The sequence below is a fragment of the Amycolatopsis melonis genome (assembly GCF_040064235.1).
Taxonomy (GTDB): domain Bacteria; phylum Actinomycetota; class Actinomycetes; order Mycobacteriales; family Pseudonocardiaceae; genus Amycolatopsis; species Amycolatopsis melonis.
The window spans coordinates 72502-96748 of the sequence record NZ_JBDZYD010000008.1 but is presented as its reverse complement, the minus strand read 5'-3'; the positions used below and the strand labels follow the sequence as shown (position 1 = coordinate 96748).

Below are 24247 nucleotides of genomic sequence, written 5' to 3'. Positions count from 1 at the left end.
GGACGGTCACCCCCACCGAGAGGTCATGATGACGCCTGCCGTCAGTACGGTCGACGGTTCCGCCGCCACAGTCCCCCGCCGCACCCCCGGTGCCAGCAGTTCCCGGAAGGTCCTGCAGCTGCTGCTCGCCTTTTCCGAGAGCCGGTGGGAGGCCAGCGTCGCCGAACTGGCCGCGACGATCGGCACCCCGGTCGCGACGACGTACCGCTACGTGGCCCTGCTCAAGGAACTTCAGCTGCTCGAAGAGGGCCGGGCCGGGCACTACCACCTGACCAGCCAGGTGATGCCGCTGGCGCGGGCGGCGCAGCTGGCCAACGACCTCGTGCGGCTGGCGAAACCGTCGATGGAGTCGGCGGCGCGGGAACTCGGCGAGACGGTGATGCTGTTCCAGCAGTTCGGCGACAGCGCCGTGTGCGCCGACCGCGTCGAGTGTGACCGCGCCATGCGGTTCACCTTCGAGCCGGGGCATTCGATCCCGCTCGGGCTCGGCGCGTCCGGCAAGATGCTGCTCGCCCTGCTGCCCGAAATGGAACGCGACCGGCGGCTGCCCGCCATCACCGAGCTGCGCGGCCCCGGGCTGCGCGAGGAGCTGAAACGCGCACTCGAAAACGGCTATTCGGTCAGTTCCGGAGAAATCGACGAAGGCGTCTGGGCCTGCTCGGTGCCGGTACTGGCACCCGGCAGGCGGCCCACCGTGCTGAGCCTGGCCGGGCCCGCCGCCCGGATCACCGACGACGCCCGGCGCGCCGCGATCACGACCCTGCAGGAGTACGCGGCCCGCATCCAGCGCACGATCGCGGCTTATTCGCTGTGAGAATCCCGCATCGGGCGTGAAAATGCCGGGGTGATCCGACTCGCGCGTCCCGGCGACCTGCCCGCACTGGTGGACATCGAACGCGCGGCGGGCAGCCTCTTCCGCGCCATCGGCATGACCGCGATCGCCGACGACGACCCGGGTTCGGTGGCGGAACTGGCGGTGTACCAGGTTGACGGGCGCGCGTGGGTGAGCACCGGCGAGGACGACCGTCCGGTGGCCTACCTCCTCGCGGACGTCGTCGACGGGTGCGCGCACATCGAGCAGGTCTCGGTCCGGCCGGAATGCACGCGGCGCGCGCTCGGCCGCGCGCTCATCGAAACACTCGCCGGCTGGGCCGGCGAGCGGGGCCTGCCGGCGTTGACGCTGACGACGTTCGCGGAGGTGCCGTGGAACGCGCCCTACTACGAGCGGCTGCGGTTCCGGGTGCTCGCGGACGAGGAAATTGGCGACGGGCTGCGGGCGATCCGCCGCGAGGAGGCGGCCCGCGGCCTGGACGCCTGGCCGCGCGTCGCGATGATCCGGCCCCTCTGAGCTGGCTTTCTCCCCTTTCCGGGGGATCCACTTGGCGCGGGTGTCGAACATGTGTTCTACTGTGCGGGCCGGTCCCGGAGGGGGAAGCTCCGCGGGCCGGCCCACAGACTTCGGGAGGTTGTCATGGCGGTCAAGATCACCCACCTGACGAACGGCCAGCAGGTGCGTTTCGCCAACGCCGACGGCGCCCGCCGCTACGCGGAGATCATGGGCGGCGGCGTGGACAAGTGGCGCTTCACGGTGGTGCCGGAGCAGCCCGCGCTCCGGAAAATGTCGGACTCGGTCGTTAACGTGCCGGTATGGCGTATGACTTCCAGGTAGTGGTGGATTCGGCCGACCCGCACGTGCTCGCCGACTGGTGGGCCGAGACGCTCGGCTGGCCGGTGGAACCGACGGACGAGGACTTCGTCCGCGAGATGATCGCGAAGGGGTACGCGAAGGAGGAGGAAACCCGCACATACCGCGGAAAGCTGGTCTGGCGAACGGGCGCGGCGATCCGCCACCCGGACTCGCCCCCGGACGGCCCGCCCCGCCGGATCCTCTTCCAGGAGGTCCCAGAGGCGAAGACGGTGAAGAACCGGCTCCACATCGACGTGTGGGTGGGAGCGGACAACGTCGAGGCAACGCTGGAGAAGCTCAAGTCCCGCGGCGCAACGTACCTGTGGCGGGGGCGGCAGGGGCCACACAGCTGGGTGACGGTCGCGGACCCGGAGGGCAACGAGTTCTGCATTTCGTGAGCCGTGAGGTAGGCGCGGACCGGCGGCGGGCAGGGGGTCGCCGCCGGTTCCGGGCCCGATCACGCGAGTTCCGGGCCCGACCACGCGAGTTGCGGCCTCAAGCACGCGAGTCTCGGGAGACCCGCCCCGGCACGCCAGGCCCTGGCACCAACGGCTCGGCTCTGGCTCCGGCCCCCAACGTCATGAACGACTCGTTCATGACGTCGGACGACATGAACGAGTCGTTCATGACACGACAGCACCGGCACCCACCGGTGCCGCAGCTCACCTCAGCTCTGCGCCGCCAGGCTGTCCAGTGCCTTCGGCAACGCCGACGCCAGCAAATCCAGCTCCGCCTCCCCCGCCACCAGCGGCGGCGACACCGCCACACCGCGCCCGAGGTTGCGCACGATCACGCCCTCGTCGCGGCAGGCTCGCTGCAGCTTCACCGGTGCGCCCGGGTCCGCGTCCAAAACCTCCGCCGTCAGCTCCACCGCCGCCAGGAAACCCAGGCCCGCTCGGACCTCGGCGACCAGCGGGTGTCCCGTCACCGCCGAGACCGCGTCGGCCAACGGCTTCTCCAGCTCGCGGCCGCGGGGGATCAGCTTTTCTCGCTCGTAGATGTCCAGTGTTGCCAAGCCCGCCGCGCATGCCACCGGGTGGCCCGCGTACGTCGCGCCGTGGCGGAAGACCGGTGCGCCCGGGGAACCCGTGAAGAACGGCTCTGCCACCCGAGGAGCCACCACCAGTGCACCCAGCGGGATCGTTCCGCCCGTGATGCCCTTCGCCGTCGTGATCATGTCCGGCTGCACCGGCCAGCGGTCGATGCCGAACCACGTGCCGAGCCTGCCCCAGGCCGCGATCACGCAGTCCGCCACGAACAGCACGTCGTGACGGCGGCAGATCGCCGCCGCCTCCTCGAGATACCCCTCCGGCGGGAGCAGTACCCCGCCCGCGCCGATCACCGGCTCGCAGAAGAACGCCGCCACCCGTGCCGCGCCCACCCGCTGGATCTCCGCCTCCAGCGCCGCCGCGCTGTCGAACGGTACGTGTGAGAACTCCGGGGGCTGCGGGCCGACGCCTGCCGCGTTCGCCGGGATGCCGCCGACCGCCGTGCCGAAGCCGTGTGTTCCGTGGTAGCCCTGGGTCCGGCCGATCACGTGGACCTTCTCCGGGCGCCCCGTCTGCGCGAAGTATGCCCGCGCCAGCTTCACCGCCGTGTCGATGACGTCGCCGCCGCCCGAGCCGAAGAACACCTTCGACCCCGGTACCGGCGCCAGCTCGGCGACGCGGTCCGCCAGCTCGATCGCCGGACGGCTGGCGTTGTAGCCGAACAGGTTCCACGAATCCAGCGTCGCCAGCTGGCGGGAGACCGCCTCGGTGATCTCGGGACGGCCGTGGCCGAAGTTCGCGTACCAGAGCGACGCCGTCGCGTCGAAGTACCGGCGGCCCGCATCGTCCCAGACGTACGAGCCCTCACCCCGGGTGATGACCATCCGGTCGCCGTCGACCGCGCCCATGTCGGCGAACGGGTGCCAGAGGGCGTGCTGTGCTGCCATCGGTCCTCCTCAGTCCTGTCCCCATCCCTACCAGTGCGCGGCGGCGAGCGCGAAGTCAGTCCAGGAACTGCGCGATCTCCTCCGGCGAGTACCCCAGCTCCGCGAGGACTTCCGCGGTGTGCTGGCCCAGCGTCGGCGGGGCGGACACCGGCCGGGCCGGGGTGTCCGACGCCTTCACCGGGAATCCGGTGCCGACGTAGGTTCCCACCGTCGGGTGCGGCAGGCGGACCACCTGGTCACGCGCGGCCGTCCACGGGTCCGCGTAGACGTCGTCGATCTCGTTGATCGGCGCCGCCGGGATGCCCGCCGCCTCGAAGGCCTTCAGCCACTCCGCGGCCGTGCGGGTCCGCAGCACCGGCTCCAGCACGGCGTTGAGGGCGTCGCGGTGGTCCGCGCGGGCGGCGTTCGACGCGAACCGCGGGTCCGCCGCGATGTCCAGGTCCAGCACCCCGCAGAACGCCTGCCACAGCTTCTCGCTGCCCACCGCGATGATCAGCCAGCCGTCCGCGACGGCGTAGGCCTGGTACGGCACGATGCTCGGGTGCGCCGAGCCCATCCGGCGCGGCCGCGGCGTGTCGTAGAAGTGCGCGCCCGCGGCGTAGACGTGCCAGGCCAGCTGACTGTCCAGAAGGGACACGTCGAGGTACTGGCCGCGGCCGGTGGTGTGCCGGGCCTGCAGTGCCATCAGCACCGCGATGATCGCCCACGTCCCGGCGTTCAGATCCGCCACCGGCAGCCCGACCTTCGCCGGCGCGCCGTCGGGCTCGCCGGTCAGCGACATGACGCCGCCGAGCGCCTGCGCGACCAGGTCGTAGCCCGCGCGGTCGCGGTACGGCCCGGTCTGCCCGAACCCGGTGATCGACACGTGGATCAGCCGCGGGTTCAGCTCCGCCAGCACGGCGTACCCCAGCCCCCACTTCTCGAGCGTGCCAGGGCGGAAGTTCTCGACGAGCACGTCGGCGTCCGCGACCAGCCGCCGCAGGGCCTCGCGCCCGCGGTCGCTCTTGAGGTCGAGCACGATGCCGCGCTTGTTGCGGTTCGCGGCCAGGTAGTAGACGGCCTCGCCGCCGACGAACGGCGGTCCCCAGCCGCGGGTGTCGTCGCCGTTACCCGGCGGCTCGACCTTCACCACGTCCGCGCCCATCTCGCCGAGGTACTGCGTGCAGTACGGCCCGGCGAGGATGCGGGAGAGGTCGACGACCTTGATCCCGTCCAGCGGGCGGAATCCGTCGGGGGCAGCGGGCATCAACGGCTCCTCGTCAGGCTCGGCGTCCAGCCCCTTTCTACCCGGCGCCCGGCACTCACCCGTCCGGCGGCGGCATTTCTCCCCTCATGCCCGGTTCGTCCCCGCGTCACCCTGGAGCTCTTGTCCGCAGTCCGGGGGAGGGAACCATGCGACGGTTCGGGGTCCTGCTGCTCACGCTCCTCGGTCTCGCCACGGCGGTCGCCGCGCCCGCAGCCGCCGACGAGCCCGTCATCGCCGCCAGGCCGCCGATGGGGATCTCCTGGTCCCGCGGCTGGAACCAGTGCCCGCGCATCGACGACGCGAAGGTCCGCGCCGCCGTCGACATGCTGGTCGGCAGCGGACTCAAGGACGCGGGCTACACCTACGTCAACATCGCGGGCTGCTGGGCGGCGAAGACGCGAGCCGCCGACGGCAGGCTGCAACCGGACACCGCCAAGTACCCCGACCTGCCGGGACTCATCGCCTACGTGCACGCCCACGGGCTCAGGTTCGGGCTGCACAGCGGCACCGGCGCGCTCGTCTGCGGCAGTGCGATGCCGGGCTCCCGCGACCACGAAGAACTCGACGCGCAGACGTTCGCGGACTGGGGCGTCGACTACCTCGAGTACGACACCTGCGGCGGCGAGAACGGCGTCGCGGCGTCGGTCAGGAAGATGAGCGACGCCCTCAAGGCGACCGGGCGGCCGATCCTGCTGGCCATGAACGACACGATGGCGAACAACTACCGCCAGTGGGAGTGGGCGCCCGGGGCCGGCGCGCACACCTGGCAGCTCACCAGCGACCTGCCGGAACCGTTCCCGATCGTGATGACCAAGATCGACGAGCAGGTCCCGCTCGCCGGGCACACCGGTCCCGGCGGGTGGAGCGACCCCGGCTACCTCAACTTCAGCTTCCTCGACCTGCCGGTGCGGCGGGCCGAGTTCTCCCTGTGGGCGCTGCTGAACGCGCCGCTGATGCCGAACGAGTCGTTCCCGCTGGACACGATCGCCAACCGGGACGTCATCGCGGTCGACCAGGACTGGTCGGGGACGCCGGGACGCAAGGTCCGCGACCTGTCCGACGCCGAGATCTGGGCGAAGCCGATGTCCGACGGGTCGGTCGCCGTGCTCCTGCTCAACCGCGGCTCGGTCGCCCGGACGATCCCGTTCGACCTCGCCGAGTCCGGGATCGCGGCCGCGTCCGCCTACCGGGTCCGCAACCTCTGGACCGGCGCGGAACTGACCAGCACCGGCACGCTGCGCGCCTCGGTGCCCGCGCTGTCGGGGGTCTTCCTGCGTGCGTGGCCGGGACAGCCGTCGCCCGCCGAACCGCTGGTCACGCTGGGCGTCGAGCTGCCAGAGGGCTTCCTCGCGGGCCAGCCGGTTTCCGGCACCGTGACGCTGACCAACGACGGCGACACCCCGATCACCGACGCCCGCTACACGATCACCGTCCCGTCCGGATGGCAGCTGGACGGGCCCGCGCAGGTCGACGTCCCGCGCGTTTCGCCGGGCAGCACGGTGACACAGGAGATCACGCTGCGGCCGGTGGCGGCACCGGCGGCGAAGGTGCCGGTCGCGGTGGAGGGCAGCTACACGAGCGAGTCCGGCCCGCGTACCGCGGCGGGCTCGGCCGAGATGCCGCTGGTGACCGCGCCCGGGAGCGGGACGACGTACCTGAGCACGCGGCCGTGGCTGTACTCGGAGAACGGGCTCGGCCCGGTGGAACGCGGCACCGTGGCCAACGGGCGGGCGATGTCGGTCGGCGGCGTCGCGTTCCCGCCGAACAGCGGGATCGGCGTGCACGCGCCGTCGGTGATCCGCCTGTACCTCGGCGGTGCGTGCAAGTCGTTCACCACGCAGTTCGGTGTCGACGACGCGGCGGGCCCGCAGGCGACGACGGCCTTCCGCGTGCTCGGCGACGGCCGGGAGCTGTTCGCGACCGGCGTCGTCCAGCGCGGCGCGAAACCGCAGAAGGTGACGATCCCGGTCACCGGCGTGCAGCAGCTGGCCATCGCGGTCGACGACGGCGGCGACGGGTCGGCGGGCGAGTACGCCGACTGGATCGCGCCGTACGTCAGCTGCTGACGGACGCCTACGTGCAGAGCTCCAGCAACCGGGCTTCGGCGTCGCGCAGGTAGCGGTCCAGCGCGGACTCCGCGATGGCGAAGCTGCCCCGGCGCAGGTGCCGCAGGATCTTCTCGTGGCAGTCCAGGAACGGCTCGTAGAACGCGCGGGTGTTCTCGTTCAGCACGAAGAACAGCCGCGTTTCGGCGAGCACCTGCCGCATCGTCGCGGAGAGGCGCTCGCTGCCCGCGAGGTCGGCCAGTGCCTGGTGGAAGTGGATGCTCGCGGTGCCGACCGACGGCCAGTCCCCGGCGGCCGCGGCCGCGCGGCCCTCGCGCAGCGCCCGCTCGACCGCCGACAGATCCACTGTGGACAGTTCGGCGGCGCGACGCAGGGCACCGCACTCGGTGGCGCGGCGCACGACGTAGAGGTCCGCGATGTCGTCGGCGGTCAGCCTGCGGACGAACACACCGCGGTTCAGCTCGTGCACCGCCAGCCGCTCGTGGGCCAGCAGCTGGAACGACTCGCGCAGCGTGTTGCGCGAGACGCCGAGCGCGGAGCTGATCACCGGCTCGGACAGCCGTTCACCGGGGGCGAAGACGCCGTCGGTGATGTACTGGCGCAGGATCGCCGCGACCCGCTCGGCTGTGCCGCTGCGCTCGAGCAGGTGCCGCTCGCTCTCCAGCCCCGAGGCATCGACGGACACGGCGCTACCTGACGCCGAGTTCGAAGTCGAGGCTGTAGCGGTTGCCCGGCATCGCCCCCGCCGCCTTCGCGCCGTCGATCGGCAGGACGACGCCGTTGACGAACCGCGACTCGTCGCTGGCCAGGAACACCACCGCCTTGGCGACTTCCCACGCTTCGCCGACGCGCGCGGCGGGTGTGCTCGCGACCAGCTGGTGCTGCTTGGTCTCGAACTCCTCCGGCGAGTTCAGCGTGCTGCGCAGCATGTCGGTGTCGATCGCGCCGGGGTTCACCGTGTTGGCGCGGATGCCCTGGTGGGCGTGCGCGACGGCGATCGACTTCGTCAGCCCGACCAGCGCGTGCTTGGTGGCGTTGTAGACCGGGTCGCCGGGGCGGCCCATCACGCCGCCGTTCGACGACGTCGTGACGATGCTGCCGGCCTTCCGCTCGATCATGTGCGGCAGGACGGCGCGGGTGCCGAGGAAGGCACTCCGGACGTTCAGCGCGAAGATGTGGTCGAACTCGGCGAGCGTGGTGTCCGCGAGCGGCTTGCCGAGGTGGATGCCGACGTTGTTGAACAGCACGTCGATGCGGCCGGCTTCGGCGATGACGCCGTCGACGAAGGCGCCGACCTGGTCTTCGTCGGTCGCGTCCACGATCTCGTGGCGGTAGCCGGGTATGTCCTCGGCGGGTTCCCGGACGTCGGAGGCGAACACCGTGGCCCCCTCGGCGAGGAACTCCTTCACCGTGGCGAGGCCGATGCCCCGCGCGCCACCGAAGACGACCGCCACCTTGCCCGCCAACCGGCCCATGCTCACTGCCCTGCTCTCAGTCGTGCTGTCTCTTCTTCGTCCACCGCGTAGTCCTCCGGCAGCCGGACGAGCGCGTCCGGCTTCCCGAGATACCGCACGGCGACGCCGTACACCTCGCGCGCCGCGGCCACCGAGACGTATCCCTCGACGACGTCTGCGAGCACCGCGTGCAACGGTCGTGCGAGCGGTGTTCCGTAGCCGCCACCGCCGGGGAGCGTGACGTCCACGACGGCGTCCGCGGGCAGGCTCACCCGGCTCTTCGCGGGCAGGTCCGGCCCGCCGTCCAGGCCGAACCGGCCCGGCGCGCCCGGCCCGCCGCCGTCCACTCCGGACGCCGCGGCCCGGACGCGGTCGACGTTCCCGTTGACGCTCCAGGAGTCTCCTTCGCGCAGCGCCATCGTCGTCACCTGGCCGAGGCCGCCGCGCCACCGCCCGGGACCTCCGGAGTCCGTACGCAGTTCGCGCGACCGCTGGACCAGCGGCGCCATCGTCTCGATGACCTCGGTCGGCGTCGAGCGCAGGCCGCTGGGAAACCCGGTGGTGTTCAGGCCGTCCTTGCCCGCGCGGGCGCCCATGCCGCCGGTCTGGAAGACGTTGAGCATGAAGCCCGGACCCCGCCAGATGGTCATCCACAGCGCGTCCGCGCTCGGCGCGATCGCCGTCTCCGGCAGCGCACCGATCAGCAGCGACGGCAGGAAGTGCCCGATCAGGTGCCGCGACGCGACCGGGGCAGGCGGCAGGCAGTTCAGCACCGAGCCCTCCGGCGCGGTGACGTGCACCGGCCGGAACGACCCGGCGTTGTGCGGCACCTCCGGCGAAATCGCCGCCTTCACCGCGAAGGACGCGTACGCGCGCGTGTAGTTCAGCACGACGTTGATCCCGCGACGGCTCTGCGGCGAGGAGCCCGCGAAGTCGAGGTGGATCTCGTCGCCGTCCACCGTCGCCGCCACCCGCAGGACGATCTCTTCGTCGTCGAAGCCGTCAGTGGCGATTTCGTTGGTGTACGTGCCGTCGGGCAGCTCCCGCAGCGCGTCGCGCAGGGCGCGCTCAGACCGGTTCATGATCTCGGCGGCGACGTCGTCGAGACTGTCGATACCGAACTCGTCCAGCAGCCGCAGCAGGCTCGCCGCACCGACCTCGTTGCCGGTGACCTGCGCGTACAGGTCGCCGATGGTCTCCTCCGGCGTCCGCACGTTCGCCCGGATCAGCCGTTCCAGATCGGCGTTGACCTCGCCAGCGCGCAGGAACTTCAGGATCGGCAGCCGCAGGCCCTCCTCGAAGACCTCGTGCGCCTCGGCCGACACCAGGCGCCCGCCGATGTCCGGCGCGTGGCAGCACGACGCGAACCACGCGACCAGGCGGCCGTGGCGGAACACCGGCGTCGCCACCGTGATGTCGTTGATCTGCCCGGCGGTCTGCCACGGGTCGTTGGTGAGCAGCACGTCGCCTGGAGCGAGGGTTTCCGGCGGGTACTGCGCGGCGAAGTGGTGCATGCCGGTCGCCATCGCGTTGATGTGCCCTGGCGTGCCGCCGACGGACTGGCCGATCATCTCCCCGCGCGAGTCGAACACCGCGCACGCCAGGTCGAGCGACTCACGCACGACTGCGGAGAAGGCCGTGTTGACCAGGGCGTTCTGCTGCTCGGCGAGGATCGAGTGCAGCCGGTTGCCGAACAGCCCGACGACAATGGGGTCGGCACTCACAGCGTCACCTCCAGCGCGGCATCCTCGCGGACGACGCAGTGCGCGCCGGGCGGAACGACCACAGTGGACTCGCGTTCCTCGACGATGGCCGGTCCATCGACCCGCTCGCCGGGCTGCAGGCGGTACCGGTCGAACACTGCCGTGTCGACAAATCCACCGGCCGAGGGGAAGTACGCCGGACGCGTGCCCTTCCGTGCCTCACCCGGCGTTGCCGCCGCCGCCAGCCGCAGCGTGACGTCCGGTTCCGGCCCGCTCGAAACGACCCGCCAGTTCAGCACCTCGACGCCGACTTCGGGGCCGGTGCGCCGGTAGAGCGCGCGGTAGGTGCGGGTGAACTCCTCGATCAGGCTGCCGGGCCAGCTGCCGCCGCGGACCGGGACGCGGATCTCGTAGCCCTGCCCGGCGTAGCGCATCTCGGCGATGCGCGTGTGTGTCACGGCGTCCACCCCCGACTTCGCCAGCAGCGCCGCGCCCTCGGCCTCCATCTCGGCGAACAGCGCGTCGACCTGCTCCCACGCGAGGTCGTGCACGGCCGCGCGGGCCGACCGGACGAAGTCGAACGCCAGCGGCGCGGTGAGGAACCCCGCCGCGCTGAGCACCCCGGCGGCCGGGGGCGCGACGACCGAGGGCGACCCGAGCGCGCGGGCGACGCCGGCGCCGTGCACCGGTCCGGCGCCGCCGAAGGTGTACAGCGGCAGCTTCGCCGGGTCGTGCCCGCGCTCGACGGCGTGCACCCGCGCGGCGTTGGCCATGTCCTCGTTGACGCTGGTGTGGATGCCCCAGGCGGCCTCCTCGACACTCACGCCGAGCGGCGCCGCGATCTTCTCGGCGATCACGGCTCGCGCGGCGCCGGCGTCCAGGCGCATGCCGCCGCCGAGGAAGTAGCCGGGGTCGAGGTAGCCGAGCACGAGGTCCGCGTCGGTCACCGTGGGCTGGGTGCCGCCGCGGGCGTAGCAGACCGGGCCGGGCTCGGAGCCTGCCGAGTCGGGCCCGGCGGTCAGCAGGCCCAGCGCGTCGATGCGGGCGATCGAGCCGCCGCCGACGCCGATCTCGATCATGTCGGTGACCGGCACCTGCACCGGCAGCCCGGAGCCCGGCAGCAGCCGGTACTTGCGGTCCACTTCGAACTGGTGGGTCACCAGCGGCGCACCCGAGGCGATCAGGCACAGCTTCGCCGTCGTGCCGCCCATGTCGAAGGCCAGCAGGTCGTCCGGGCCGATCGCGGCCGCGGCCAGCGCGCCGCCCGCGGGCCCGGACTCGAGGATCCGGATCGGGTACTTCGCCGCGGTGTCCACCGTCGCGAGCCCGCCGCTGGAGAGCATGATGTGCGGCGCGCGGGTGATCCCCAGCCGCCGCAGCCGCTGTTCGAGGTCGCGCAGGTACCGCTCGGTGAGGTCCTGGACGTAGACGTTGGCGGCCGTGGTCGACGCGCGTTCGAACTCGCGGATCTCCGGCACGACGTCGGACGACAGCGCGCCCCTGAGCGCGGGCGCGACCTCGGCGAGGATCTCCGCCACCCGCCGTTCGTGCGCCGGGTTCGTGAACGCGTGCAGGAAGCAGACCGCGACCGCCTCGATCCCGCGGGCGGCCAGCTCCCGGCCGAGCCGCGCGACGAAGTCCTCGTCGAGCGCGGTGTGCACGGAACCGTCGGCGAGGATCCGCTCCGGGACGTCGAAGCGCAGGTGCCGCGGCACGAGCGGCGCGGGCAGTTCCAGGTGCAGGTCGTACAGCTCGTAGCGGTGCTCGCGGCGCATCTCCAGGACGTCGCGGAAACCGGCGGTGGCCAGCAGCGCGGTCCGGGCCCCCTTGCGCTCGATCAGCGCGTTCGTCACCAGCGTCGTCCCGTGCACCACCTGCTGGACGACGCCGAGATCTGCCAGGAGCGCGGCCAGGCCCTCCTCGACCGCGCGGGCAGGCTCGTCGTGGGTGGTCAGCACCTTGCCGACGGCGACGATGCCCGTCTCGTCCACGGCGCAGAGGTCGGTGAACGTGCCGCCGATGTCGACGCCGATCCTCATGTCCGGTACCACCGCGGCGAGGTGTTGAGCGGCGGCTTCAGCCGCGCCCGCACGACCAGGACGTTCGGCTCGTCCGACTCGACGAACTCGCCGAGCAGCCGCCGGAACGCCCGCCCGAACCCGGAGACGCGGTCGGCGTGCACCCCGAAGGAACGGGCCAGGCCGACGAAGTCCGGGCTGTCCCAGTCGACCCCGCGGTGCGGCAGGCCCTCGCGGTCCTGGTCGTAGCGCAGCATCCCGTAGCCGCCGTCGTCGACCAGGACGACGGTGACCGGCAGCTGCTCCTGCGCGAGCGTCGCGAGGTCGCCGCAGCCGTAGAGGAATCCGCCGTCGCCGGTGATGCAGACCGCGCGCCCGGTGCCTGCCGCGGCCGCGCCGAGCGACGCCGGGAAGCCGTAGCCGAGGGTGCCCCAGCCCATCGGGTAGGCGAGCTTGCGCGGCGCGCGGACCCGGTGGAAGCCGCCGACCCAGTACCCGGCGACGCACATGTCGGCCACGATCACCGCGTCGGTCGGCAGTACTTCGTCCAATGTGGACAGCAGGTCGTAGGCCTGCGGCTCCTCGTCACGGATGCGCTGGCGCACCCGGCGTCCGATGCCCGCCAGCCGCAGCGTGACGTCGTCGAGGCCCGGCCGCTGCTTCGGCAGCAGCCGCTCGACGATCGAGCGCGCGTCCCCGACCAGCGTCAGGTCCGGGCGGTAGTTCTTGGCGGCGTCGTCGGCGTCGACGTTGACCGCGATGAGCTGCGGCGGCTTCGGCATCCGCCAGTTCTGCGTCATCAGGCCGTCGAAGTCGGTGCCGACGGCGAGCACGACGTCGGCTTCGTCCCACAGCTCGCCGACCTCGGGCGTGTGCACCGGGTTCGGCGCCAGGCACGGGTGGTCGAGCGGGAGCAGGCCGCGCGCGCCGAACGTGGTGATCACCGGCGCGGCGAGCTTCTCCGCCAGCTCGCCGATCGCGCTGCCCGCACCCGACCGCAGCGCGCCGCCGCCCGCCCAGATCAGCGGATGCCGCGCGTCCGACAGCATCGCCTCGGCCCGCGCGAGGTCGGGGACGTCGACGTCGGGCTTGCGGTGCGGCGCGGGCGGACGGCGGTGCGGCACCGTCTCGCGCAGGTAGTCGGTGGGCACGCCGAGGTAGACCGGCCCGCTCTGCGGCAGCTGCGCGAGCCGGGCGGCGCGGTGGACGGTGGTGCCGATCTGGTCCGGCGCCCGCACGGTGAAGCCGCCCTTGGTGACCGGCGCGAACATCGCCTGCTGGTCGGACGTCTCGTGCAGCACCCCGCGGACGACGCCCGGCCGCCGCAGCGTCGAGGGGATGTCGGTGGCGATGACCAGCACCGGGGCTGCGGACGCCATGGCCTCGCCGACCGCGCCGAGCGTGTTGGCCGCTCCCGGCCCGGTGGTCACCATGGCGACGCCGAGCTTGCCGGTGGCGCGGGCGTAGCCGTCGGCGGCGTAGCCGGCGGTCTGCTCGTGGCGGACTCCGACGAGCTTGATGCCGGTCTCGCCGAGCGCCTCCCACAACGGCAGGTTGTGCACCCCGGGAAGCCCGAAGACGATCTCCGTCCCGAGCGCTTGCAGCGCGTCCACCAGCTCCCGAGCACCACTCACAGCCACGGCGCGGATACTGCCAGATCGTTGAACGATCGGGCAATCGCCCCCTAGACGATGTGGTGCTCCGCCGGTGCGGTATCGGCGGCGCCGAACCGCCGGACGTCCAGCTCCGCGATGTCCACCGGCGGCCGTCGTCCCAGGTAGAGGTCCCGGACCAGCTCGCCGGCGGCCGGGCCCATCTGGAACCCGTGCCCGGAGAACCCGGTCGCGTAGATGAACCGCGACAGCAGGACGCTTTCCCCGATGATCTGGTTGCGGTCCGGCGTCGTTTCGTACAGCCCGGCCCACGCGGTGCGGATGCCGGCGTCGAGCACCGCGGGGATCCGGCGGCCCGCCAGCTCGGCCAGCCGCGGCAGCCACTCGCCCGCTTCGAAGTGCGTCGCGAAGCCCGGGAAGCCGTCGTCCTCGGAGAACGACATCGCCAGGCCGGGGCCTTCGCGGTGGCAGTAGAACGTCGAGGGCAGCTCGATGGTCAGCGGAACCGAGTCCGGCAGGCCGGGCACGGGGCCGGTGAACACGACCTGCCGCCGGAACGGGCGCACCGGCAGGTCGAGCCCGGCCAGCTCGCCGATCCGGCCCGACCACGCGCCCGCCGCGCACACCACCGCGCCGGTCCGGACGAACCCCGCCGTCGTGACGACACCGGTCAGCGCGTCGCCGTCCCGTTCGATCCCGGTGACCTCGACACCGGTGCGCAGTACCGCGCCGCACGCCCGCGCGGCCTTCGCGTAGCCCTGGACGACCGCGTCCGGCGTCGCCTTCGCGTCCTCCGGCGACCAGAGGGCGGCGACCACGCCGTCCGTGTCGAGCAGCGGGAAGACCCCCTTCGCCTCGGCCGGGTCGAGCAGGTGACTGCGGACGCCGTACTCGCGCTGCAGCTCCGCACACTGTCCGATTGCGGGGATGTCGGCCGGGTCGGTGATCAGGTAGAGGTAGCCGTCGCGGCGGAAGTCGATCTCGACGCCGAAGTCCCGCGAGAAGGCGCTGTAGGCCGCCAGCCCGCGCAGCCCGAGTTCGACGTTGACGCGGCGGGTGAACGACGACCGGATGCCGCCCGCGGCCTTCGCCGTCGACCCTCCGCCGAGCCCGCCGCGCTCCAGCAGCAGGACGCCGACGCCGGCTTCGGCCAGCCGGAACGCACAGCTCACGCCGATCACGCCGCCGCCGATCACCACGCACTCGGCCATCGGTGGCAAGGACGTTTCCGCGGCGCCGTCGGCGGTCATACTCGCCAATGTAGAACGTGATCCACCGGCGGCGGCCGAGCGCGTAGAGTCGGCGTGCCGAGCGCGGAAGGTGATGTCCCATGGCGATGATGCCCGTGACCGACTCGATGTTCCTCCTGGTCGAAACGCGCGAGCATCCGATGCACGTGGGCGGCCTGCAGCTGTTCCGGAAACCCGACGGCGCCGGCCCCGAGTACCTGCGCGACATCCGCACTTCGCTGCTGGAGTCCGGCAACATGCGGAACGTCTTCCGGCGCCGTCCGGCGCGGCCGGTCAACACGCTCGGGCATCTGGCCTGGTCGACCGACGCCGACCTCGAACTGGACTACCACTTCCGCCACTCGGCGCTGCCGCAGCCCGGCCGCGTCCGCGAGCTGCTGGAACTCACCGGGCGCTGGCACAGCACGCTGCTCGACCGGCACCGGCCGCTCTGGGAAACCCATCTCATCGAAGGACTCGCCGACGGCCGGTTCGCGGTCTACACCAAGGTCCACCACGCGCTGATGGACGGCGTCTCGGCGTTGCGCCAGCTGCAGGGCACGCTCTCCGACGACCCCGCCGACCTGGACTGCCCGCCGTGGTGGGGCAGCCGCCGGGCGGCAGGCGAAGAACGCGCGAAGCGGCCGCGGTCGCTGCTCGGGACCGCCCGCAAGACCGCGGGCCAGCTCGCGAGCCTGGCCCCGGCCGCACTGAAGGTCGCGCGGGAGGCGTTCGGCGAGCACACCCTGACCCTGCCGGGCCACGCCCCGAAGACGATGCTCAACGTGCCGATCGGCGGCGCGCGGCGGTTCGCGGCGCAGTCGTGGTCGCTGGAGCGGGTGCGGAAGGTGGCCACCGCGGCCGGGGTGTCGCGCAACGACGTCGTGCTCGCGATGTGCTCGGGTGCGCTGCGGGACTACCTCATCGAGCAGCGCGCGCTGCCGGACGCGCCGCTGATCGCGATGGTGCCGGTGTCGCTGCGCCGCCAGAACGACCCCGGCGAGGCGGCGGGCAACAACATCGGCGCGCTGCTGTGCAACCTCGCGACCGACCTGCCGGACGCGGGCAAGCGGCTCGTCACGATCCACCAGTCGATGCGCAACGGCAAGCGGCTGTTCTCGGAGCTGACGCCGTTGCAGACCCTGCTGCTGTCGGCGCTGAACGTCGCCCAGCTCGGCGCGTCGCCGATCCCCGGCGTCGTCAACAACACGCGGCCGCCGTTCAACCTGGTGATCTCGAACGTGCCCGGCCCGCGCAAGCAGATGTACTGGAACGGCGCGCAGCTCGACGGCATCTACCCGGCGTCGGTGCTGCTCGACGGCCAGGCCGTCAACATCACGCTGACCAGCAACGGCGACAACCTCGACTTCGGTGTCACCGGCTGCCGCCGCAGCGTGCCGCACCTGCAGCGGATTCTCACTCACCTCGACACCGCATTGGTGGAACTGGAAGCCGCAGTCCGCTAGCACCGCTGACCGGCATTCCGCTGCGCCATCGGTAGGAATCTTCGCGAACGGATCTGGCCAGCCCGGCCGCCGCGCTCCTAGGGTGCGGTCACCAGCCCGACGGGAGGAGCAGGACATGACCGAGGAATGGACGGCACCGGACTTCGTCGAATACGAAACGCCCATGGAGGTCACCGCCTACGCGGCTCGCATGGCGGACTGAATGACCGCGGGGCCTGCCGCCGGGCCGCGACCGGAAAGCGCATTCATCAGTGAACTGCGTGCGCTTTCCGGCCGGTACTGGGGCACCCACCCGTTCCACCGCCGCCTGCACGCGGGTGAGCTGGACGAGCGGCAGCTGCGCGTCTGGGCGGCGAACCGGTGGTACTACCAGTCGATGCTGCCGCAGAAGGACGCGGCGATCATCGCCAACTGCCCGCTTCCGGAGATCCGGCGCCAGTGGCTCGACCGGATCGTCTACCACGACGGGACGAGCGCGGGGACCGGCGGCATCGAACGCTGGCTGCGGCTCTGCACGGCGGTCGGCCTCGGCCGAGACGAGGTGCTCGACGAACGGCACGTCGTCCCGGGCGTGCGTTTCGCCGTCGACGCCTACGTCACCTTCGCGCGGACGAAACCGTGGTGGGAGGCCGTCGCTTCGGGCCTGACGGAGATGTTCGCCGGGCACCTGATGCAGCAGCGCGTGGCGGACATGCTCGCCCACTACTCCTGGATCTCCGCCGGGGACCTCGCCTACTTCACCAACCGGATCGACAAGGTTTCCGGCGAGGGCAAGGACACGCTCGACATCGTCGTCCGCCACTGCGGCACGCGCGAACGGCAGGATCGCGCGATCGCCGCGTTGTCGTTCAAGTGCGACGTGCTGTGGTCGATGCTCGACGCGATCGAACGGGCGGCGGGATGATCACCGCCGAGTCGGTCCCGCAGCTGCGCCGCGGCGTGCGGCTGACCTTCGACCACGTCCGCGAGACGCACGTCCTGCTGTACCCGGAAGGTGTCCTGGTGCCGAACGCGACGGCGACGGCGGTGCTCGAACTCTGCGACGGCGTGCGGTCGGTCGCCGACATCACGGCGGCCCTTTCACAGCGCTACTCCGGCGTGCTGGCGCAGGACGTCCTTTCCGTACTGTCCCGGCTCGGCGAACGGCGGGTCGTCGCATGGACGTGAGCCCGCCGCTGGGCCTGCTGGCCGAGCTGACCCACCGCTGCCCGCTGCACTGCCCGTACTGCTCGAACCCGGTCGAGCTGACCGCACGCGACGCCGAACTGTCCACTCAGGACTGGCGGGCGGTGCTGTCGCAGGCCCGCGAACTCGGTGTCCTGCAGGTGCACCTGTCCGGCGGCGAGCCGCTGGCGAGGCCGGACCTGCCGGAGCTGGTGACGCACGCGAGCGGGCTCGGCTGCTACGTCAACCTCGTTACGTCCGGGCTGGGCCTGACCGCGGCGCGGCTCGACGACCTGGCCGCGCGTGGGCTGGCGCACGTCCAGCTGTCGGCGCAGGGCGCGACGCGGGCCCGCGCGGACCTGCTGGCCGGCGCCAAGGCGTTCGACCGGAAGCTCGCCGCGGCCGCCGTGGTCAAGGCGTCCGGGCTGCCGTTGACGCTGAACGTCGTGCTGCACCGGCAGAACCACGACCAGCTGGCGGGCATCATCGAACTGGCCGAGCAGATGGGCGCCGACCGGCTGGAACTGGCGAACACCCAGTACTACGGCTGGGCGTTGCGCAACCGCGCGGCGCTGATGCCGACGCGCGAACAGCTCGCGGCCGCCGAACCCGTCGTGCGCGCGGCTGTCGCGCGCCTGCGCGGCACGATGGAGATCGTCTACGTCGTCGCCGACTACTACGAGCCTTTCCCGAAGCCGTGCATGCACGGGTGGGGCGCGCGGCAGCTGACCGTGGCGCCGGACGGGACCGTGCTGCCGTGCCCGGCGGCGTCGGCGATTTCGACACTCTCGCTGTCCAACGTCCGCGACACCCCGCTCGCCGAGATCTGGTACGGCTCGGAGTCGTTCAACGCCTACCGCGGCGAGGAGTGGATGCGCGAGCCGTGCCGCACGTGCGACCGCCGCACGCTCGACTTCGGCGGCTGCCGCTGCCAGGCGTTCCTGCTGACCGGCGACGCGGCGGCGGCCGACCCGGTGTGCTCGCGGTCGCCGCACCGCGACGTCGTCGACCTGGTCCTGGCGGCCCCGGGCCCGCCGGAGATGGTCATGCGCCGATGAGGGTGATCCTGCTCGGCACCGCCGCGGGCGGCGGGTGTCCACAGTGGAACTGCGCGTGCGCGCTGTGCACGTCGGGCCTGCCCCCGCGGCTGCAGGACTGCGTCGCGGTGAGCGCGGACGGCGCCGGCTGGTACCTGCTCAACTGTTCTCCGGACATCCGCGCGCAGATCCTCGGGACGCCGGCGTTGCGCGCCGGGCCGGGGCCGCGGGAGACGCCGCTGCGCGGGGTGCTGCTCACCGACGCCGAACTCGACCACTCGCTGGGTCTGCTGATGCTGCGCGAAGCAACCGGCCTGCCGGTGTGGGCCCCGCCCGCGGTGCGGCACGCGCTGTCGCCCCTGCGCAGGGTGCTGACCGGCTGGACCTGGCCCTCCACTGTGGACATTCCCGGCCTGCGGGTCGAGGTGCTGCCGGTGAGCGACAAGCGGCCGAAGTACGTGTCCTCCGGCGCGGCAGGCCCGTGGGTGGTCGCCTACCGGATCGAAGACCCCGCGACCGGCGGAGTACTGGTGTACGCGCCGTGCCTGAAAAGCTGGCCCCCGGGCTTCGACGCGTTCGTGGACGGCGCGTCCCTAGTGCTGCTGGACGGCACGTTCCACGCCCCAGACGAGATGGCCGGAGTCGGCGGCCCGGACCAGCTCGCGATGGGACACCTGCCGATCACGGCCAGCCTGCCCCGCATCGCGGGACGCCGCTGGGCGTACACGCATCTCAACAACACGAACCCGGTCCTGGACCCGGCCTCCCCCGAGCACGCGGCAGTGCACGCGGCGGGTGCATTACTGCCCGCGGACGGAACGGAGTTCTCGCTGTAGGCCCGGCCGGGTTATGTCGGTGAACTCGACGCGTGCGTACCGGCCCCCGGCCGGGACTGGGACTCGCGGTTCCGGCGCAGCGAGCAGCAGCACGAGCACCCCACGTTCCGAGCGGGCGGGTCCAGCCCGGTGGGTCGGCTCATCGAGGTGATGCTCGCGCGACGTCCGCAAGAAACCCCAGCCCGGCGCGTCGCCGCCTGCCAGGTCAGGCAGCAGCGCCCCATGGGTCGGCTCGTCGAGGCAATCCTCGCGCGACCCAACCCGGCGCCGCCGCCTGCGAGGTCAGGCAGCAGCGCCCCATGGGCCAGCTCGTCGGGGTAATCCTCGCGCGACCCAACCCGGCGCCGCCGTCTGCCAGGTCAGGCAGCAGCGCCCCATGGGCCAGCTCGTCGAGGTAATCCTCGCGCGACCCCACCCGGCGCCGCCGCCTGCGAGGTCAGGCAGGTGGGTTACCGGCCTGCGCGGGGTTCCGGGGTCAGGTCGCGGTGGCCGTCGAGGCGCCACCAGCTCTCCAGGGTCTCGCGTAGTGCCTTCAGCAGCTCGCCGCCCGTTTCCAGGGGGACCAGTGCTGCCTTTCCGTCGTCCACCCGCAGGGCCGCCGACAAGCGGTTGCCCTGCTCGATCAGGCCTACCACCACACGGGTCGGCTGACCCGCCTGGTCTACCGTCGGGATGGCTCGTTCGTAGCGCCAGCCTTGAGCGTTCACCCGGCCGACAGTGGCACAGCTTCCCGGACTCCGGCCCGGGTTTCACCCTCACGTGTGGTCAGGCGGGCGCCCAGGGCCGGACTTCCTCCAGCAGCTTCGCCACCGCCAGCACCAGGTCGTCCGAATGCCGCGGCCCGACGATCTGCAGCCCGACCGGCAGGCCCGCCGACGTGCGGCCCGCCGGCACGCTGATCGCCGGCTGCTGGGTCATGTTGAACGGGTACGTGAACGGGGTCCACTCCGGCCACTCGCTCAGCCCGCTGCCCGGCGGCACGTCGTGCCCCGCCTCGAACGCCGCGATCGGGACCGTCGGGGTGATCAGCACGTCGTAGCGCGTGTGGAACTCGCCCATCAGGATGCCCAGTGCCGCGCGCTCGGCCGTGGCGTCGAGGTAGTCGCTCGCGCTCCACGTGCGGCCCAGCTCCCACACCCTGCGCAGCCCCGGATCGGTTCGCTGTTCCGAGCCCGGCGGGAACGTGTCGAGCAGCTTCGCCGCGCCCGACGACCACAGGATGTCGAACGCCGGCTTCGGATCGGCAAAGCCGGGGTCGGTCTCCTCGACGTGCAGGCCCGCGTCACCCAGCGCGCGCACCGCTTCCGCGACGATCGCGGCGACCTCCGGGTCGACGTCGACGTAACCGAGCGTCGGCGAGAACGCCGCGATCAGGCCGCGCACGTCCCGCCGGACCGCCTCGCGGAACGACGCCACCGGCGGTGCCAGTGCGGCCGGGTCGCGGTGGTCCGGCAGGGACAGGACGTCCAGCAGCAGCGCGGTGTCGTCCACCGAACGCGCCATCGGGCCGGCGTGCGAGAGCGGGCCGAACGGGCTCGCCGGGTACAGCGGGATCCGGCCGTGGGTCGGCTTGAGCCCGACGATCCCGCAGAACGACGCCGGGATCCGCACCGAACCGCCGCCGTCGGTGCCCACGGACAGCTCGCCCATCCCCGCCGCCACCGCCGCGGCACTGCCGCCGCTCGATCCGCCCGCCGTCTTCGACGGGTCGGCCGGGTTGCGCGTGATGCCGCACAGCGGGCTGTCGGTGACGCCCTTCCACGCGATCTCCGGCGTGGTGGTCTTGCCGAGCAGCACCAGGCCCGCCTCGCGCATCCGCGCGGCGACCGGGCTGTCGACCTCCCACGGCTGGTCCGGGTCGATGCTCTTCGAGCCACGGACGGTCGGCCAGCCCTGCGTGAGGAACATGTCCTTGATCGACGCGGGCACACCGTCGAGCCAGCCGATCGGGTTCCCGTCCCGCCAGCGGATCTCCGACGCCTTCGCCTGCTCCAGCGCCCCGTCGGCGTCGACGAGGCAGTAGGCGTTGCACTCGCCGTCGCGGGCTTCGATCGCCTGCAGCGCGCTCTGGGTCGCCTCGATCGGGGACAGCTCCCCCGTCGCGTACGCGGCCACGAGCTCGCTGGCGGTCAGCATCCTGTCGTTCATCCGGCTCCCTGGTTCCCCGACGGCACGTAGCCGAGCGTCTTGTCGACGACATTGCGCAGCGGCTCCCCAGCGCGCCAGCGGCGGAAGTTCTCGGTGAACACCTCGACGAGCGTGTTCCGCCAGCCGACGAAGTCCCCGGACATGTGCGGCGAGATCAGCACGTCCGGCATCGTCCACAACGGGCTGTCCGACGGCAGCGGCTCGGTGTCGAACACGTCGAGCGCGGCTCCCGCGATGGACTTCGCGGCCAGCGCCTCGACCAGGTCCGACGTCACCACCAGCTCGCCCCGGCCGACGTTGACGAACCGCGCCGACGGCTTCATCGCGGCGAACGCGCGCGCGTCGAACATCCCCTTGGTGTGCTCGGTCAGCGGTGCGACGGCGACGACGTAGTCGGCGTGCGGCAGGAACTCGGCGAGCCGCGCGGACTCGTGCACGACGCCGAAGTCGGGATCGCCCGTGCGCGCCCGCCGCCCGGCGCCGCTCACCCGCATCCCGGCCGCCCGCAGCAGCCGCGCGATGGCACGGCCGATCGGCCCGGTGCCGACGACCACCACCTCGCGCCCGGCGATCCGCTCGCTCTCGCGGTGCAGCCAGCGGCCCTCGCGCTGCAGGTCGTGCGAGCGCGCGAAGTCCTTCGCGAACGCGAGGACGACGCCCAGCACGTACTCCGCGATGGCCTCGTCGAAGACGCCCCGCGAGTTGGTGAGCACGACGTCGCTCTCGCGCAGCCCGGGGAACAGCACCGGGTCGACACCCGCGCTGGCGATGTGCAGCCAGCGCAGCCGGTCGGCCGCGTGCCAGGCACCCGGCACCGCCGTGGAGAGGAAGTCGTAGACGAAGAGCGCGTCCGCTCCGGACAACGCTTCGGCAAGGCCCGCCGCGTCCGTGTAACGCACGACCGCCCCGGATTCGACAGCACGCATGTCCGGTGGGCGGGACTCGCCGCAGAGCACTGCCAGGACGGGTGTTTCCCGGTGTTCCGAGGCGATCACGTTGACACGGTAAAAGTCACTCGTATGATTGTCAACAATCCGAGGAACGACCCCCGGAGCACCGGACTGTCAAGTTCAGACGTATTCCGGAGGCTGAGCCTTGGATTTCGACTTCCTGGCGTTCGAGGGCCCGCTCGCGCAGCGCGGCATCGGCGTCATCGCCCCCTTCGACCTCGCGCTGGAGCGCGAGCTGTGGCGATGGGTGCCGATGGAGGTGTCCCTGCACCTCGCGCGCACGCCGTACGAGCCCGTGCCGGTGAGCATGGAGATGGCCCGCCTCGTCAGCGACAGCCACCACCTGGCCGGCGCGACACGCGACGTCCTGCACGTCGAGCCCGAGGTGGTCGCCTACCTCTGCACGTCGGGCAGCTTCGTCAACGGCGTCGACTACGAGCGTTCGCTGACCAAGGCGATCTGCGACGCCGGCGCGCCGGACGCCGTCACCACCTCGGGCGCGCTCGCCGAGGTGCTGCACCAGCTCGACCTCCACCGCGTCTCGGTGCTGACGCCGTACGACGCCGACCTCACCGCCGCCCTGCACGGCTTCCTCGCCGAACTCGGCGTCGAGACCGTGTCCAGCGACCACCTCGGACTGGGCGGCGGGATCTGGAAGGTCAGCTACCGGACCATCGCCGAGCGCATCCTCGCCGCCGACCACGGCGACGCCGAAGCGATCTTCGTCAGCTGTACCAACCTCCCCACCTACGACCTGATCGAGCCGCTGGAAGCCGCGCTCGGCAAGCCGGTGCTCACCGCGAACCAGCTGACCATGTGGGCGTGCCTGCGCCGGATGAACCTCCCCATCGTCGGACCCGGAAGGTGGCTCCGTGACGTGTCGTGAAGGTGTTTCTTGACCCGCCCTCTAGGATTGTCGACAATTTGCGTCCCCTCCGGAGGTTCCGTGACCACCATCGGTTTCATCTACCCCGACCACGCGGCCGAAGACGACTACCCGCTGGCCGAGCAGCTGCTCGGTGGCACGGCCGTCGACGAGGGCGACATCCGGCTGGCGGTCGAGCACATCTACGGCACCGACAAGCACGCGGTCGCCGAGCTGCTGGACCTCGGCAGCGAGGCCCGCCTCGCCGACGGCGCCGCCCTGCTCGCCAAGCACGAGCCCGCCGCGGTGATCTGGGCCTGCACCAGCGGCAGCTTCGTCTACGGCTGGGACGGCGCCCGCGACCAGGCCGACCGCCTCGCCACGGTCGCCGGGGTCCCGGCCTCCAGTACGTCCTTCGCGTTCGTGCACGCCGCGCGGGCGCTGGACGTCAAGCGGGTCGCCGTCGCCGCCAGCTACCCGGACGACATCGCCCGCCTGTTCGCCGGCTTCCTCCAGGACGGCGGCATCGAGGTCGTCGCGATGGCCAGCGCCGACATCGTGACGGCCGCCGAGGTCGGGGCGATGAGCCCGGAGGCCGTCGTCGACCTCGCCGTGAGCCACGACCACCCGGACGCCGAAGCGGTGCTCGTGCCGGACACCGCCATGCGCACGCTCGGGGAGATCAACGCCGTGGAGGCCGCGCTCGGCAAGCCCGTGCTGACCGCCAACCAGGTCACCGTCTGGGAGGGCCTGCGCCTGACCGGGCAGCACCGGCTCGTCCGCTCGCTCGGCGCGCTCTTCCGGCACCTGCCGGACGGAGGCGCCTGAC

General features: G+C 72.1%; 24 protein-coding genes. 13 read left to right on the top strand and 11 right to left on the bottom strand.

The window, feature by feature from the left end; genetic code table 11:
- Nucleotides 1-28: 28 nt before the first annotated feature.
- The 4 genes from ABJI51_RS22090 (at nt 29) to ABJI51_RS22075 (ending at nt 2085) form a co-directional block, all read left to right on the top strand.
- Nucleotides 29-814, top strand: a complete 786-nt coding sequence (locus ABJI51_RS22090) for an IclR family transcriptional regulator (protein WP_348953530.1) — start codon at nt 29-31, stop codon at nt 812-814.
- Between the two features lie 30 nt (nt 815-844).
- Nucleotides 845-1348 carry a GNAT family N-acetyltransferase gene (locus ABJI51_RS22085; protein WP_348953140.1) on the top strand — a complete coding sequence of 168 codons (504 nt, stop codon included), beginning with the start codon at nt 845-847 and terminating at the stop codon, nt 1346-1348.
- A gap of 123 nt (nt 1349-1471) precedes the next feature.
- Entirely contained in the window at nt 1472-1669 is a 198-nt protein-coding gene (locus ABJI51_RS22080) for a hypothetical protein (RefSeq protein WP_348953139.1), read from the top strand.
- Nucleotides 1669-2085, top strand: coding sequence for a VOC family protein (locus ABJI51_RS22075; RefSeq protein WP_348953529.1), 417 nt, complete (start codon nt 1669-1671; stop codon nt 2083-2085). The genes ABJI51_RS22080 and ABJI51_RS22075 overlap by 1 nt, the downstream gene beginning before the upstream one ends.
- A gap of 269 nt (nt 2086-2354) precedes the next feature.
- Here ABJI51_RS22075 and ABJI51_RS22070 read toward each other — a convergent pair whose 3' ends face one another.
- On the bottom strand, nt 2355-3623 hold the full coding sequence (locus ABJI51_RS22070; RefSeq protein WP_348953138.1) for an aminotransferase family protein: 1269 nt from the start codon (nt 3621-3623) through the stop codon (nt 2355-2357).
- Between the two features lie 55 nt (nt 3624-3678).
- Nucleotides 3679-4869: a CaiB/BaiF CoA transferase family protein gene (locus ABJI51_RS22065; RefSeq protein ID WP_348953137.1), complete on the bottom strand. Its 1191-nt coding sequence runs from the start codon at nt 4867-4869 to the stop codon at nt 3679-3681.
- Nucleotides 4870-5015: 146 nt separating this feature from the next.
- On the opposite strand from ABJI51_RS22065, the gene ABJI51_RS22060 reads away from it, so the two are divergent.
- Complete coding sequence (locus ABJI51_RS22060) at nt 5016-6935, top strand: NPCBM/NEW2 domain-containing protein (RefSeq protein ID WP_348953136.1); 1920 nt, start codon at nt 5016-5018, stop codon at nt 6933-6935.
- A gap of 7 nt (nt 6936-6942) precedes the next feature.
- Here the strand turns inward: ABJI51_RS22060 and ABJI51_RS22055 are convergent, their stop codons facing one another.
- The 6 genes from ABJI51_RS22055 to ABJI51_RS22030 form a co-directional block, all read right to left on the bottom strand.
- Nucleotides 6943-7620 carry a GntR family transcriptional regulator gene (locus ABJI51_RS22055; RefSeq protein ID WP_348953135.1) on the bottom strand — a complete coding sequence of 226 codons (678 nt, stop codon included), beginning with the start codon at nt 7618-7620 and terminating at the stop codon, nt 6943-6945.
- A 4-nt stretch (nt 7621-7624) separates the two neighbouring features.
- A complete protein-coding gene (locus tag ABJI51_RS22050; RefSeq protein WP_348953133.1) occupies nt 7625-8410 on the bottom strand; it encodes an SDR family NAD(P)-dependent oxidoreductase in 786 nt (261 codons plus the stop codon).
- A 2-nt stretch (nt 8411-8412) separates the two neighbouring features.
- Nucleotides 8413-10113: a hydantoinase B/oxoprolinase family protein gene (locus ABJI51_RS22045; RefSeq protein WP_348953131.1), complete on the bottom strand. Its 1701-nt coding sequence runs from the start codon at nt 10111-10113 to the stop codon at nt 8413-8415.
- Nucleotides 10110-12131 (bottom strand): hydantoinase/oxoprolinase family protein, encoded by a 2022-nt coding sequence (locus ABJI51_RS22040; protein WP_348953130.1) that lies wholly within the window; start codon nt 12129-12131, stop codon nt 10110-10112. Before ABJI51_RS22040 ends, ABJI51_RS22045 begins: the two co-directional genes overlap by 4 nt.
- Nucleotides 12128-13723: a thiamine pyrophosphate-binding protein gene (locus tag ABJI51_RS22035; RefSeq protein WP_431605657.1), complete on the bottom strand. Its 1596-nt coding sequence runs from the start codon at nt 13721-13723 to the stop codon at nt 12128-12130. The genes ABJI51_RS22040 and ABJI51_RS22035 overlap by 4 nt, the downstream gene beginning before the upstream one ends.
- Before the next feature lie 71 nt (nt 13724-13794).
- Nucleotides 13795-14973: an NAD(P)/FAD-dependent oxidoreductase gene (locus ABJI51_RS22030; RefSeq protein WP_348953128.1), complete on the bottom strand. Its 1179-nt coding sequence runs from the start codon at nt 14971-14973 to the stop codon at nt 13795-13797.
- 80 nt (nt 14974-15053) lie between these two features.
- Between ABJI51_RS22030 and ABJI51_RS22025 the strand changes: the two genes are divergently transcribed.
- From ABJI51_RS22025 to pqqB, 6 genes are all read left to right on the top strand, one after another.
- Nucleotides 15054-16418, top strand: coding sequence for a WS/DGAT/MGAT family O-acyltransferase (locus tag ABJI51_RS22025; protein WP_348953127.1), 1365 nt, complete (start codon nt 15054-15056; stop codon nt 16416-16418).
- A 115-nt stretch (nt 16419-16533) separates the two neighbouring features.
- Complete coding sequence (pqqA, locus tag ABJI51_RS22020) at nt 16534-16620, top strand: pyrroloquinoline quinone precursor peptide PqqA (RefSeq protein WP_348953528.1); 87 nt, start codon at nt 16534-16536, stop codon at nt 16618-16620.
- Nucleotides 16621-17322: a pyrroloquinoline-quinone synthase PqqC gene (gene pqqC / locus ABJI51_RS22015; protein ID WP_348953126.1), complete on the top strand. Its 702-nt coding sequence runs from the start codon at nt 16621-16623 to the stop codon at nt 17320-17322.
- Nucleotides 17319-17585, top strand: a complete 267-nt coding sequence (pqqD, locus tag ABJI51_RS22010; protein ID WP_348953125.1) for a pyrroloquinoline quinone biosynthesis peptide chaperone PqqD — start codon at nt 17319-17321, stop codon at nt 17583-17585. The genes pqqC and pqqD overlap by 4 nt, the downstream gene beginning before the upstream one ends.
- Entirely contained in the window at nt 17576-18640 is a 1065-nt protein-coding gene (gene pqqE, locus ABJI51_RS22005) for a pyrroloquinoline quinone biosynthesis protein PqqE (protein WP_348953124.1), read from the top strand. The genes pqqD and pqqE overlap by 10 nt, the downstream gene beginning before the upstream one ends.
- On the top strand, nt 18637-19455 hold the full coding sequence (pqqB, locus tag ABJI51_RS22000) for a pyrroloquinoline quinone biosynthesis protein PqqB (protein ID WP_348953123.1): 819 nt from the start codon (nt 18637-18639) through the stop codon (nt 19453-19455). The genes pqqE and pqqB overlap by 4 nt, the downstream gene beginning before the upstream one ends.
- 449 nt (nt 19456-19904) lie before the next feature.
- Here pqqB and ABJI51_RS21995 read toward each other — a convergent pair whose 3' ends face one another.
- From ABJI51_RS21995 to ABJI51_RS21985, 3 genes are read right to left on the bottom strand one after another with little or no spacing between them, the layout of a single operon-like run.
- A complete protein-coding gene (locus ABJI51_RS21995; RefSeq protein ID WP_348953122.1) occupies nt 19905-20162 on the bottom strand; it encodes a hypothetical protein in 258 nt (85 codons plus the stop codon).
- Between the two features lie 58 nt (nt 20163-20220).
- Nucleotides 20221-21603 (bottom strand): amidase, encoded by a 1383-nt coding sequence (locus ABJI51_RS21990; protein ID WP_348953121.1) that lies wholly within the window; start codon nt 21601-21603, stop codon nt 20221-20223.
- Entirely contained in the window at nt 21600-22598 is a 999-nt protein-coding gene (locus tag ABJI51_RS21985; protein ID WP_348953120.1) for a D-2-hydroxyacid dehydrogenase, read from the bottom strand. The genes ABJI51_RS21990 and ABJI51_RS21985 overlap by 4 nt, the downstream gene beginning before the upstream one ends.
- Before the next feature lie 100 nt (nt 22599-22698).
- On the opposite strand from ABJI51_RS21985, the gene ABJI51_RS21980 reads away from it, so the two are divergent.
- Nucleotides 22699-23439: a maleate cis-trans isomerase family protein gene (locus ABJI51_RS21980; RefSeq protein ID WP_348953118.1), complete on the top strand. Its 741-nt coding sequence runs from the start codon at nt 22699-22701 to the stop codon at nt 23437-23439.
- A gap of 60 nt (nt 23440-23499) precedes the next feature.
- Complete coding sequence (locus tag ABJI51_RS21975; protein WP_348953117.1) at nt 23500-24246, top strand: maleate cis-trans isomerase family protein; 747 nt, start codon at nt 23500-23502, stop codon at nt 24244-24246.
- The last annotated feature ends 1 nt before the right edge of the window (nt 24247 follow it).